Raw genomic sequence first — 12,775 nt, forward strand, 5'->3', positions numbered from 1 at the left:
AGCATGTTCAGCTACCTACTCAGGCGCATCCTGGCGACCGTTCCGGTGGTGCTGACGGTGGCCGTGCTGGTGTTTTGCCTGCTGCGCCTGACGCCGGGAGATCCGGCGCTGATGCTGGCAGGCGATGCCGCCACCGAAACGCAGCTGGCGCAGATTCGCGAGCACATGGGGCTGGACCGATCGCTGGCCACCCAGTTCCTTCTGTGGAGCGGCCAGGTGCTGCAAGGCGATCTGGGCGTGTCGCTGCATTCGGGCACGCCCGTCACCGCGATGATCAGCGCTCGCGTGGGGCCGTCGCTGGCGCTGGCGCTGTCGACCATCCTGCTGTCCACGCTGATCGCGGTGCCGCTCGGTGTGTTCTCGGCGTGGCGCCGCGGCACCCGGACTGACCGGGCGGTGATGGCGTTTTCGGTGCTGGGCTTTTCGGTGCCCATCTTCGTCACCGGCTATGCGCTGATCCTGTTGTTTGCCATGAAGTTGGGCTGGCTACCCGTGCAGGGCTATAAGTCGCCGTCGGCGGGTCTTGTTGCCTTCGGCATGCACCTGTTGCTGCCCACCATCGCGCTCAGCACGGGGTTTGTGGCCCTGATCGCGCGCATCGCCCGCAGCAGCGTGCTGGAGGTGATGGGTGAAGACTTCATCCGCACCGCGCGCGCCAAGGGCATCACCGAACGCGCCGTGATGATGGCGCACGCGCTGCGAACCGCGGCCGTGCCCATCATCACCGTGATCGGCGTGAGCATCGCGTTATTGATCAGCGGCGTGGTCGTCACGGAGTCGGTCTTCAACCTGCCCGGTCTGGGGCGGCTGGTGGTCGAGTCGGTGCTGGCGCGCGATTATCCGCTGATCCAAGGGCTGATCCTGCTGTTCTCGCTGGTCTACATCGGGGTGAACCTGACGATCGACGTCCTGTATTCGGTGTTCGATCCGCGCATCCGTTATTGAAGGAACCTGCATGTCTACTTCCATACACTCGATCGCGGGTGGGGCCGGCGCTGCGCCCGCCATCCGCAAGCGACCCGCGCCCGCGCTGGTGCGCACGCTGTCCACGTGGCCGGTCATGGCGGCACTGGCTGTGCTTGGGGTCATCGTCCTGGCCGCCATCTCGGCCAATCTGCTGGGGCTGGCCGATCCCATGGCCATCGATCCCATGCAGCGCCTGAAGGGCTTTTCCGCCGAGCACTGGTTTGGCACCGATGCGTATGGCCGCGACGTGCTGTCGCGCGTGGTCCATGGCGCGCGCATTTCGTTGATGATCGGGGCGGGCACGGCCGTGGCCGCGTTGATACCGGGCTTGGCGCTGGGCGTGGTCGCGGGCTACTTTCGCACGGCGGACATGGTCATCATGCGCGTCATGGACGGCATCATGTCCGTGCCCGGCATCCTGCTTGCCATCGCGCTGGTGGCGGTGACGGGCGCCAGCATGTTGACCGTGCTGATCGCCATTGCCGTGCCCGAGTTCCCGCGCGTGGTGCGCCTGGTACGCGGCCTGATCCTGAGCCTGCGCGACGAACCCTATGTGGAAGCCGCCATTTCGCTGGGCACGCCCACGCACGTGCTGATGCGTCGCCATCTGGTGCCCAACACGGTGGCACCGCTGATCGTGCAGGGCACCTTCATCTTTGCATCCGCCATGCTGTCCGAGGCGGTCATGAGCTTTCTGGGCGTTGGTATGCCGCCCGAGTTTCCGTCCTGGGGCAACGTGATCGCCGAAGGCCGGATGTACTTCCAGATCAAGCCCGAGCTGATCCTGCTGCCGGGCATGTTCCTGGCGCTGACCGTGCTCAGCGTGAACATGCTGGGCGACGCCCTGCGCGACGCCCTTGATCCCAAGATGGCGCGAAGGGTCTGACATGAACAATTCCACAATACCCGTGCTGCAAGTGCAGAATCTGTCGGTGACGCTCGTCGGCACGCCGGCGGATGAGCCGCGCCACGTGGTCGATGGCATCAGCTTCGACATACACGCCGGCGAAACACTGTGTGTGGTCGGAGAGTCCGGATCGGGCAAATCCGTCACGTCGTTTTCGGTAATGGGCCTGTTGGCGCCGGATGCGCTGCGACCCAGCGCGGGCCGCATTCTGCTTGACGGCGAAGACGTGCTGGCGTGCACGCCGGAGCGTCTGCGTGAGCTGCGCGCCACCCGCATGTCCATGGTCTTCCAGGAGCCCATGACGGCGCTCAATCCGGTGCGCACGGTTGGCTGGCAGATCGACGAGGTACTGCGCACCCATAGCGCGATGGACGCGGCCTCGCGCAAGCGCAAAATCCTGGACATGCTGGAGTCGGTGCGCTTGCCGGAGGTGGAACGTATCTACCAGTCCTATCCACATCAGCTTTCCGGCGGACAGCGCCAGCGCATCGTCATCTGCATGGCGCTGATCCTGAACCCCAAGCTGCTGATCGCCGACGAGCCCACCACCGCGCTGGACGTGACCACCCAGAAGCAGATCCTGGCGTTGATACTGGAACTGCAGAAGTCGCACAACACCGCGGTGCTGTTCATCACGCACGACTTTGGCGTGGTGGCGGAAATTGCGGATCGTATTGCGGTAATGAACCGCGGAAAGCTGGTCGAGGTGGGGACGCGCGATGAGGTGCTGGCGCGTCCGAAAGAGGCTTATACACGCATGTTGGTGTCATCGGTGCCGGGCCTTGCGCCGTCCGCTCGGCAGGCGCCCGAAGGCGAACCTGTGCTGGTGGTCAACGGTCTGCAAAAGACCTACAACGAGCGCGGCTTCTTCAAGGCAAAGCGCGCGGTGCACGCCGTGCGCGACGTCAGCTTCACACTGCGCAAGAAAGAGATCGTCGGCATCGTCGGCGAGTCGGGGTCGGGCAAGTCCACGCTGGCACGCTGCATCGCTCGCCTGATCGATCCCAGTTCCGGCAGCGTGCGTCTGGACGGCACCGAGATCGCCACGGCCAGCAAACGGCAATTCCATCCTGTGCGCAAGCGCATCCAGGTGGTGTTCCAGGACCCGTACCGGTCGCTGAATGCGCGCATTCGCGTGGGCGATTCCATCATCGAGGGCATGCGCAACTTCGGTGTGCCGCAAGATGAGGCGCAAGCGAGGGCGATCGAACTGCTGGATATTGTCGGGCTGGGCGCGGACACCATGGAGCGCTATCCGCATCAGTTCTCGGGCGGGCAGCGCCAGCGCATCTGCATCGCGCGCGCGTTGGCGCTGCGGCCCGACATCCTGATCGCCGACGAGGCGGTTTCGGCGCTGGATGTGTCGGTGCAAGCACAGGTGCTGGAACTGATCGAAGACATACGTGCCCGCACTGACACCGCGGTGCTGTTCATCACACACGACCTGCGCGTGGCGGCGCAGATATGCAATTCGATCGTCGTGATGAAGTCGGGGCAGATCGTCGAGGCGGGGGAGGCGGCTGCGGTGCTGACTCGACCGCAGGATGGCTACACGCGCCAGCTGCTGGATGCCGCGCCGGGTCGGCATTGGGATTTCAAGCGGTTCAGGCCGGCGCAAGCGGCGTTGCAGTGAGCCGCCGGGGCCTACCCAAAAACTAAAAGGCCGGCCTATCCAGGCCGGCCTTTGTTCGTCAGAACGGGATCTTCTGCGACCACGGAGCCGCGTTTTGCGTTCCCACGCCCGGCGCCACCTTGATCTTCGTATCCGGGCTGCTGCTGCCGCCCAGGCCGTTCAGGAACTCGCCCAGGGTGTCGGCTTCGGCCAACCCCAGACGGGCCACGGCCTGTCCGGGCGGGAATTCAGAGAAGTAGAACTCGCCGTTTTCCACGATCAGGCCATCGGGGCGGGGGCGCGGCTTTTCTTCCGGCACGCCCTTGAGCACGTCTTGCATGTAGTCGACCCAGATCGGCATGGCGACGCCGCCACCGGTCTCGCGCGAGCCCAGCGATTTGGGCTGGTCAAAGCCCAGCCACGCCGTTGCCACCAGGTTCGGTGTGTAGCCCGAGAACCAGGCGTCCACGGATTCGTTGGTGGTGCCGGTCTTGCCGGCGATGTCGTTGCGCTTGAGCAGTGCGCGGGCGCGCGCGGCCGTGCCGTAGGTGGCCACGCCGCGCAGGATGTCGTCCATGACCCAGGCGGTGCGCGGGTCGATGGCGCGGGCCGCCGCGTCGCCGGCCACTACGGGCTTGGACTGCATGATGACCTTGCCGCTGCTGTCGGTGACGCGGTCGATCAGGTAGGGCGTGACGCGGTAGCCGCCGTTGGCGAATACCGAGAACGCGCCGGCCAGTTGCAGCGGCGTGACACTGCCTGCACCCAGGGCCAGCGGCAGCACGGCCGGTTGGCGTGCCTTGTCGAAGCCGAAGCGGGTCAGGTAGTCCTGTGCGTACTGCGGGCCAATGGCTTGCAGGATGCGGATCGACACCATGTTCTTGGACTTGTACAGGCCCTGGCGCAAGGTCAGCATGGGCTCGTACTGATTGCCGTAGTTCTTGGGGTTCCAGGCCTTCGAGCCGGTTTGCGCCGCCGTCAGTTCGAACGGCTGGTCGGAAATCTGCGTGGCGGGCGTCAGGCCGCGCTCCAGGGAGGCCGCGTAGATGAACGGCTTGATGTTCGAGCCCGGCTGGCGCCACGCTTGCGTTACGCGGTTGAAATTGCCGCGATAGAAATCGAAACCGCCGACCATCGCGCGGATGGCGCCATCTTGCGGCGACAAGGCGACGAAGGCGGCCTGCACCGACGGCAGGTTGATGATTTCCCAGTTGTCGCCGAACTTGCGGATGTAGACCACCGAGCCGCGCTTGATGCGCTGTTCGGGCTTGGCCTTGTCATTGAGCGCGCGGGCGACGACGCCCAGCACCTTCTTGTCGGTGACGGTGATGATCTCGCGCGAGCTGCGCGCCAGCTTCACTTCGGTGGGGCTGGCCGACAACACCAGGGCGGTCAGCAGGTCGCCGCTGTCGCTGAATTTGTCGAACACGCCGTCCAGGAATTCATCCAGCGCGGCCGGATTGTTTTCGGTGCCCGGGGGCAGGTCCAGTTGCTCTTCGGGGCCGGGGTAGGGCGCGCGACGCGTGTATTCCAGCACGCCTTCGCGCACGGCGCGATACGCGGCTTCCTGGTCCTTGGACTGCACGGTCGTGTAGATGTTGATGCCGCGCGAATAGACGTTGTCCTGGTAGACGTTGTAGAGCAGCTGGCGTGCCAATTCCGCCACGTATTCGCCGTGAATCGAATAGCCGCCCGCCGGCGTGCCTTCCGCCGACTTCATGATGATGGGCTGCGCCATCGCCTGCTTGTATTCCGGCTCGGTCAGGTAGCCCAGCGACTGCATCCGGCCCAGCACGTAACGCTGGCGCAGTTCGGCGCGGGGGCGGTTCGAAATCGGGTTGAAGCGCGAAGGCGCCTTCGGGATGCCGGCCAGCATGGCGGCTTCGGCCGGGGTCACTTCCGACAAGGGCTTGCCGAAGTACGTGCGCGAGGCGGCGGCGAAACCGTAGGCGCGGTGACCCAGGTAGATCTGGTTCATATAGAGCTCAAGGATCTGGTCCTTGGTCAGCTCGGACTCAATCTTGAACGTCAGCAGCAGTTCGTAGAACTTGCGCGAATAGGTCTTTTCCGACGACAGGTAGAAGTTACGCGCCACCTGCATCGTGATCGTGCTGGCGCCCTGCGTCTTGGACATGTTGATCAGGTTGGTCAGGCCCGCCCGCACCACGCCCGTCCAGTCGATACCGCCGTGCTGGTAGAAGCGGTCGTCTTCGGCCGCCAGTACCGCCGACTTCATAACGTCGGGAATTTCGTTGAAACGCAGCACGTTGCGGCGTTCTTCGCCAAATTCCCCGATCAGCACGCGGTCGGCCGTGTACACGCGCAGCGGCACCCGCGGGCGGTAGTCCGTCATGGCGTTCAGGTCGGGCAGGTTCGGCCAGGCCAGCGCCAGCGCCATTCCGGCCAGCAATACGCCGCACAGGAACAGGCCGGCAAAGAGGATGCCGGTTTTTACGAAGAATCGCAGGATCGGGGAGCCGCTCTTGGCGGGCTTGTCTTTCTTGGAGGAATTCTGGGGCTTGCTCATCGCGGCGATTTTACGGGTATCTCCGGTCCCATCTCAGCGTGAGGGATCGGTTTCTGTAACAAGATTGTTCTGTGTGGTGCGCGGGCAACTGGCGGCAGATGTGATAATGCCGACATGAACTTTTCCGCCCACTCATGTCCGGAGGCTGACCCGGACCCAGCGCCCTCCGACCAGGGGCCTGACCACGTGCCTTGCGCCATCGAGTGCACAGGCAAGACCGTGCCATTGCCGCATGACCTGCCCGTGTTCCTGGTGGGAATGATGGGCGCGGGCAAGACCACCATAGGCCGAAGCCTGGCGCGTGCGCTGGGGCGCGAGTTTATGGATCTGGATCATGAGCTCGAGGCGCGTTGCGGCGTTCGGGTGCCGGTTATCTTCGAAATCGAGGGCGAAGCCGGTTTTCGTCGCCGAGAGTCCGCCGCCTTGGAGGAGTGTACCCAACGGCGCAACATTATTCTTGCTACCGGTGGCGGCGCCATCCTGGCAAGTGAAAACCGCCAACGCCTGCGCGAGCGCGGAATCGTCATCTATTTACGGGCCAGCGTGGACGAATTGTTCCGCCGTACGTGCCGCGACCGCAATCGCCCGTTGCTGGCCACCGCCGACCCGCGCGGCACCCTGCGGGATCTGATGACCCTGCGGGAACCCCTCTATAAAGAAGTCGCCGACCTGGTCGTGGAAACCGGGGCCATGCCCATCCACACGCTGGTCAAGGCGCTGCTGCCGCAATTACAAGCCTTCGAGAAGCGCATATGAACGTTGTTGACGTCGACACCCCGGGCGGAAGCTATCCGATCCACATCGGCCCAGGCCGCCTTGATGCCCTGGACCAGTGCATTCCCGCCGACGCCACCGCGATTGCGGTCGTGACCAACCCCACGGTGGCCGCCCTGTACGGCGAGCGTGCCGAGGCCGCGCTGGCCCGCACGGGCAAGCGTGTGCTGCGCATTGAACTGCCGGATGGCGAGGCCTATAAAGACTGGCAGTCGCTGAACCTGATTTTTGACGCCTTGCTGACGCATCGCCTGGACCGCCGCTGCGTGCTGGTGGCGCTGGGCGGCGGCGTCATCGGCGACATGACGGGGTTCGCCGCCGCCGTCTACATGCGCGGCGTGCGCTTCGTGCAAGTGCCCACGACGCTGCTGGCCCAGGTGGATTCGTCGGTAGGCGGCAAGACCGCCGTGAACCATCCGCTGGGCAAGAACATGATCGGCGCGTTCTATCAGCCGGTGGCCGTCGAAATCGACACCAACGTGCTGAACACCTTGCCCGCGCGCGAAGTGTCCGCCGGCTTGGCCGAAGTCATCAAGTACGGCCTGATCCTGGACCCGGACTTCTGGACCTGGTGCGAAGACAACGTGCAAAAGCTGCGCGCGCTGGACCCGCAGGCCGTCGCCTACGCCATTCGCCGCTCTTGCGAACTGAAGGCGCAGGTGGTCGGCAAGGATGAACGCGAATCCGGCCTGCGCGCCATCCTGAACCTGGGCCACACCTTTGGCCACGCCATTGAATCGGGGCTGGGCTACGGCGCCTGGCTGCACGGCGAGGCCGTCGGTTGCGGCATGGTGCAGGCGGCTGAGTTGTCGGCCGATGTGGCCGGTTTCCAGCGAGCCGACGTGGAACGCGTGCGCGCGCTGGTGGCGGCTATCGGCTGCCCCGTGGTGGCGCCCGACCTGGGCGCCGACCGCTGGCTGGACTTGATGCAGGTCGACAAGAAAACCGAAGGCGGCTCGATTCGCTACGTGCTCATGCCGCGCATAGGCCAAGCGCTGATGCGCGCGGCCCCGGATGAGGCGGTGCGCGCCGTCTTGTCCCGAACCACCCAGTAACCGCGATGGAGACGGTGTTGCAGATGAAAGAGCTGGCTTCCTACGCATCCGACCCGTCCCAATCGCGCGGTCGGGCCTATGCCGAACCACCGCCCGAAAACCGGACCGAGTTTCAGCGTGACCGCGACCGCATCGTCCATTCCGGCGCCTTTCGCCGGTTGGAATACAAGACGCAAGTGTTCGTCAACCATGAAGGCGATCTGTTCCGCACGCGTCTGACGCACAGCCTGGAAGTGGCGCAGATTGCGCGCACGCTGGCTCGCAGCCTGGGGCTGTCCGAAGACCTGACCGAAGCCATTTCGCTGGCGCACGATCTTGGCCACACGCCCTTCGGCCACGCCGGCCAGGACGAACTGAATGCCTGCATGCGCGAGCTGGCGCCCGAGGCCGGCGGCTTCGAGCACAACCTGCAAAGCCTGCGCGTGGTGGACGAGCTTGAAGAGCGCTACGCGGATTTCAACGGGCTGAACCTTTGCTTTGAAACGCGCGAAGGCATCCTCAAGCATTGTTCGGCCGCGCATGCGCGCCAGCTGGGCGATGTGGGCGAGCGTTTCCTGAACCGCACGCAGCCGTCCCTGGAAGCGCAGCTGGCCAATCTGGCCGACGAAGTGGCCTACAACAACCACGATATCGACGATGGCCTGCGTTCAGGCTTGATCACGCTGGAACAGCTGCAAGACGTGTCGATCTTCGAACGCCACCATGCTCAGGTGCTGGACCGCTATCCCGGCCTGGCGCCACGCCGCGCGGTGGCCGAGACGATTCGCCGCATGATCAACACCTTGATAGTCGACCTGACGCAAACATCGCTGGCTCGCATTCGTGACGCGGCCCCGACCAGCGTTGACGATGTGCGCCGCGCACCGCCTTTGGCCGGATTCTCGGACGAAATCCGGCGCGAGGCCGACGCACTGAAGAAGTTCTTGTTCGACAACTTGTACCGGCATTACCAGGTGCTGCGCATGACCGCGAAGGCGCGCCGCATTGTGCGCGAGATGTTCGCGGCGTTCCTGGATGATCCGCGGCTGTTGCCGCCCGACTACCGGCGCGAGGCATTCAATGAACAGGCCCGCGCCATTTCGGATTACATCGCGGGCATGACCGACCGCTACGCCATTCGCGAGCATAAGCGGCTGTTTGAAATGGGCTAAGCGGTGCCGCCGGCGTTGACGGGCTGCCGGGCCGTGGTGCGCGCCCCGTTGTGCCCGTCAGTTGTGCCCGTTCAGCGATGCGTGCGGTACGGCTCGTCTTCCGGCACGAATGTCGCTTCCGCATGCGCGTCGCGCATCCATTCCTGCATGGCGGGCAGCGCAATCACCGCGTCCATGTAGTCGCGCACGGCGCCCGTCGCGGCAACGTTGTAGGTGGTAAAGCGCGACACCACCGGTGCATAGAACGCGTCGGCAATCGAAAATTCACCGAACAGGAACGGGCCGCCCAGGCCGAACTTGGCGCGCGTGTCGCGCCAGATGGCTTGCACGCGTTCGATGTCTTGCTGCACGGCCTCGGGCACGTCGATGTCCGGCAGATGCGCTTCGATATTCATGGGCATTGTGTTGCGCAGCGCCGTAAAGCCGCTGTGCATTTGCGCCACAATCGACCGCGCCCGCGCGCGCGCCTTTGCGTCCTTGGGCCACAGGGCCGCGTCGGGGTGCTGTTCAGCCACGTATTCGCAGATGGCCAGCGAATCCCACACGGCGAAGTCGCCGTCCAGCAGCACCGGCACCAGCCCGGCGGGCGACACCGCCGCCACTTGTCGCGTGAACGCTTCCGTGAAGAACCCGAGCTTTTGCTCGTTAAATTCGATGCCCGTCGCACGCAGCGCCAGCCAGGGCCGCAAGGACCACGATGAGTAATTCTTGTTGCCGATGATCAGGGTGTACATGGTGCGGTTTCTGCCTTAAGGTGCGCGTCGATTGGGTGTGCGTCGACTGGGTGCCCGTCGATCTACCGGCCTGCGTTGCGGCGCAGCAGCTTGCCCAGGTATTGCCCGGTGTGGCTGGCCTTTGTGTTGGCAACAACCTCGGGCGTGCCTTGTGCCACGACATAGCCGCCGCCGTCGCCGCCTTCCGGGCCCATGTCGATCAGCCAGTCCGCCGTTTTGATGACGTCCAGGTTGTGCTCGATGATCAGCACGGTATTGCCGCTGTCGACCAGCTGGTTCAGCACTTGCAACAGCAGTTCGATATCGCGGAAATGCAGGCCGGTGGTGGGTTCGTCCAGGATGTACAGCGTGCGCCCGGTGCTGCGGCGCGACAGCTCCAATGACAACTTCACGCGTTGCGCTTCGCCGCCCGACAAGGTGGTGGCGCTTTGACCCAGGCGAATGTAAGACAGGCCGACATCGATCAGCGTATGCAGCTTGCGTGAGATCGCGGGCACGGATTCGAAATATTCCAGCGCCTGCTCGACCGTCAGGTCCAGCACTTCGCTGATGTTGCGGCCCCGGTAGCGGATTTCCAGCGTTTCGCGGTTGTAGCGCTTGCCGTGGCACACGTCGCAAGGCACGTACATGTCAGGCAGAAAGTGCATTTCAACCTTGACCACGCCGTCGCCCTGGCACGCTTCGCAGCGGCCACCCTTGACGTTGAAACTGAACCGGCCCGGGTCATAGCCACGCGTACGCGCTTCCGGCACGCCGGCAAAGAGCTCGCGGATCGGGGTGAACAGCCCGGTGTAGGTTGCCGGGTTGCTGCGCGGCGTGCGGCCGATGGGGCTTTGGTCGACGCTGATGATCTTGTCGAAATTCTCCAGGCCCTGCATCGACACGTAGGGGGCGGGTTCGCTTTGCGCGTGATGCAGCTGGCGCGATACGGCAACCGCCAACGTGTCGTTGATCAGTGTGGACTTGCCGGAACCGGACACGCCCGTGACGCAGACAAGGCGGCCGGCCGGCACGCGCAGTTCTACGTCTTTGAGGTTGTTGCCGCTGGCGCCGGTCAAGGTCAGCCACGGCAGTTCGTCGCTGACCGGACGGCGCGGTGGAATTGCGATCTCGCGTGCGCCGCTCAGGTACTGGCCGGTCAGCGAGTTCGGATCGCGCTGCACCGTTTCAGGATCACCCTGCGACACGACTTCGCCGCCGTGCTCGCCCGCGCCCGGACCCATGTCGACCACCCAGTCCGCCATGCGGATCATGTCTTCGTCGTGCTCGACGACGATGACGCTGTTGCCCAGGTCTCGCAGGTGTTGCAGGGTGCCGATCAGGCGGTCGTTATCGCGTTGGTGCAGGCCGATGGATGGCTCGTCCAGCACGTACATGACGCCGGTCAAACCGGAACCGATCTGGCTGGCCAGGCGTATGCGCTGGGCCTCGCCGCCCGATATGGTGTCGGCGCTGCGGTCCAGCGACAGATAGTTCAGGCCCACGTTGTTCAGGAAACTGAGCCGCGCCTCGATTTCACGCACGATGCGCTGCGCGATTTCCTGCTTGGCACCCGTCAGGCTCAGGTCACGGAACCAGGCCAGGCAGCTGGACAGCGGCATGGCCTCGACCTCATAAATGGCCTGGCCGTGGCGCTCGCCGCCGCGCGGATCGTGGCCGATCAGCACGTTGCGGGCTTCGGGGCGCAAGCGCGAGCCAGCGCAGTCCGGGCAGGTCTTGATGTTGCGGTACTTGCCCAGTTCTTCCCGCACGGTCGCGGAATCCGTTTCGCGCCAGCGGCGTTCCAGGTTCGGGATGACGCCTTCGAATGTGTGGCGCTTGACGGTGCTGCGACCTTTCTCGTTCAAGTAGAGGAACGAAATTTCTTCTTCGCCCGACCCGTACAACACCTTGTCGCGCAGGGCTTCGGGCAGGTCTTCAAACGGGGCTTCAATATCGAATTCGTAATGCGCCGCCAGGCTGCTCAGCAGCGAATGCGTGAAGGCGTTGCGGCGGTCCCAGCCCCGGATGGCGCCGGCGGCCAGGCTCAGCTCAGGAAAGGCCACGACCCGCTTGGGGTCGAAAAAACCCACCTGGCCGATGCCGTCACAGCTGGGGCAGGCGCCCATCGGGTTGTTGAAGCTGAACAGGCGCGGTTCCAGTTCGGGCAGGCTGTGGCTGCACACCGGGCAGGCGTAGCGGCTGGAGAACACCTGCTCGTGTTCGCTGTCCATGTCCAGCGCCAGCGCGCGCCCATCCGCCAGTTGCAGCGCGGTTTCGAAGCTTTCCGCCAGGCGCTGCTTGCTTTCCGGCTTGATGCGCAGCCGGTCGATGACGACGTCGATGTCGTGCTTTTCGGTTTTCTTCAACGGCGCCATGCCGTCGATTTCCATCAGCTGCCCGTCCACGCGCAGCCGCACATAGCCTTGCGCCTGCAAACTGGCGCATTCGTCCTCGAAGCTGCCTTTCTTGCCGCGCGCAATGGGCGCCAGCACGGCCAGGCGCGTTTCGGGCGTCCAGCCCAGCACCGCGTCGACCATCTGGCTGACGGATTGCGCCTGTAGCGGCAGGCCGTGATCGGGGCAGTAGGGCGTGCCGACCCGCGCATACAGCAGGCGCAGGTAGTCGTGGATTTCGGTAATGGTGCCGACGGTGGAACGCGGGTTGTGGCCCGCGGCCTTTTGCTCAATAGAGATGGCCGGCGACAACCCTTCGATCAGGTCGACGTCCGGCTTGTCCATCAGCTGGAGAAATTGGCGGGCATACGCGGACAGGCTTTCCACATAACGTCGTTGGCCCTCCGCGTACAGCGTATCGAACGCCAGCGAAGACTTGCCGGAGCCGGACAAGCCGGTGACGACCACCAGTTTGTGGCGCGGCAGGTCCAGCGAAACGTTCTTGAGGTTGTGGGTGCGTGCACCCCGTATGCGTATTGTCACGTCGATCGGGTGTCCATCAGGCTCTTTTAAGCGGTTTCAAAGGCCAACTTGTTACTATAGCGCGCCGAAACCTCCCGCGTTCAAGGCAGTCCGACAAGTTGGACTGAACGGCGTTCGGCGCCGCACCGCCA

At 64.4% G+C, this 12,775-nt stretch carries 9 protein-coding genes; 6 read left to right on the top strand and 3 right to left on the bottom strand.

Annotated elements, in window-relative coordinates:
* Positions 1 to 3 precede the first annotated feature (3 nt).
* From YH64_RS22950 to YH64_RS22960, 3 genes are read left to right on the top strand one after another with little or no spacing between them, the layout of a single operon-like run.
* A complete protein-coding gene (locus YH64_RS22950) occupies positions 4 to 945 on the top strand; it encodes an ABC transporter permease (RefSeq protein ID WP_046802908.1) in 942 nt (313 codons plus the stop codon).
* A 10-nt stretch (positions 946 to 955) separates the two neighbouring features.
* Entirely contained in the window at positions 956 to 1,852 is an 897-nt protein-coding gene (locus tag YH64_RS22955; protein WP_052945923.1) for an ABC transporter permease, read from the top strand.
* Position 1,853: 1 nt separating this feature from the next.
* Entirely contained in the window at positions 1,854 to 3,506 is a 1,653-nt protein-coding gene (locus YH64_RS22960) for an ABC transporter ATP-binding protein (RefSeq protein WP_046802909.1), read from the top strand.
* A gap of 58 nt (positions 3,507 to 3,564) precedes the next feature.
* Here the strand turns inward: YH64_RS22960 and YH64_RS22965 are convergent, their stop codons facing one another.
* Positions 3,565 to 6,012, bottom strand: coding sequence for a penicillin-binding protein 1A (locus YH64_RS22965; protein ID WP_046802910.1), 2,448 nt, complete (start codon positions 6,010 to 6,012; stop codon positions 3,565 to 3,567).
* Positions 6,013 to 6,126: 114 nt separating this feature from the next.
* Here YH64_RS22965 and YH64_RS22970 point away from each other — a divergent pair, with 114 nt between their 5' ends.
* From YH64_RS22970 to YH64_RS22980, 3 genes are read left to right on the top strand one after another with little or no spacing between them, the layout of a single operon-like run.
* Entirely contained in the window at positions 6,127 to 6,768 is a 642-nt protein-coding gene (locus YH64_RS22970; protein WP_046802911.1) for a shikimate kinase, read from the top strand.
* Positions 6,765 to 7,841: a 3-dehydroquinate synthase gene (gene aroB / locus YH64_RS22975; protein WP_046802912.1), complete on the top strand. Its 1,077-nt coding sequence runs from the start codon at positions 6,765 to 6,767 to the stop codon at positions 7,839 to 7,841. The genes YH64_RS22970 and aroB overlap by 4 nt, the downstream gene beginning before the upstream one ends.
* Before the next feature lie 23 nt (positions 7,842 to 7,864).
* Positions 7,865 to 8,992 carry a deoxyguanosinetriphosphate triphosphohydrolase gene (locus tag YH64_RS22980; RefSeq protein ID WP_046803121.1) on the top strand — a complete coding sequence of 376 codons (1,128 nt, stop codon included), beginning with the start codon at positions 7,865 to 7,867 and terminating at the stop codon, positions 8,990 to 8,992.
* Between the two features lie 71 nt (positions 8,993 to 9,063).
* On the opposite strand, the gene YH64_RS22985 is transcribed toward YH64_RS22980, so the two are convergent.
* Both YH64_RS22985 and uvrA read right to left on the bottom strand, forming a co-directional pair.
* Positions 9,064 to 9,726, bottom strand: a complete 663-nt coding sequence (locus tag YH64_RS22985) for a glutathione S-transferase family protein (protein WP_046802913.1) — start codon at positions 9,724 to 9,726, stop codon at positions 9,064 to 9,066.
* Positions 9,727 to 9,788: 62 nt separating this feature from the next.
* Positions 9,789 to 12,644: an excinuclease ABC subunit UvrA gene (uvrA, locus tag YH64_RS22990; protein ID WP_370512771.1), complete on the bottom strand. Its 2,856-nt coding sequence runs from the start codon at positions 12,642 to 12,644 to the stop codon at positions 9,789 to 9,791.
* Positions 12,645 to 12,775: the final 131 nt, after the last annotated feature.

The sequence above is a fragment of the Achromobacter sp. LC458 genome, assembly GCF_001005835.2.
Lineage (GTDB): Bacteria > Pseudomonadota > Gammaproteobacteria > Burkholderiales > Burkholderiaceae_B > Achromobacter > Achromobacter spanius_B.

Coding starts and splice junctions, on each gene's coding strand:
- YH64_RS22960 (WP_046802909.1), top strand. CDS start 1,854: ATGAACAATTCCACAATACCCGTGCTGCAAGTGCAGAATCTGTCGGTG.
- YH64_RS22950 (WP_046802908.1), top strand. CDS start 4: ATGTTCAGCTACCTACTCAGGCGCATCCTGGCGACCGTTCCGGTGGTG.
- YH64_RS22985 (WP_046802913.1), bottom strand. CDS start 9,726: ATGTACACCCTGATCATCGGCAACAAGAATTACTCATCGTGGTCCTTG.
- YH64_RS22965 (WP_046802910.1), bottom strand. CDS start 6,012: ATGAGCAAGCCCCAGAATTCCTCCAAGAAAGACAAGCCCGCCAAGAGC.
- aroB (WP_046802912.1), top strand. CDS start 6,765: ATGAACGTTGTTGACGTCGACACCCCGGGCGGAAGCTATCCGATCCAC.
- YH64_RS22955 (WP_052945923.1), top strand. CDS start 956: ATGTCTACTTCCATACACTCGATCGCGGGTGGGGCCGGCGCTGCGCCC.
- YH64_RS22970 (WP_046802911.1), top strand. CDS start 6,127: ATGAACTTTTCCGCCCACTCATGTCCGGAGGCTGACCCGGACCCAGCG.
- YH64_RS22980 (WP_046803121.1), top strand. CDS start 7,865: ATGAAAGAGCTGGCTTCCTACGCATCCGACCCGTCCCAATCGCGCGGT.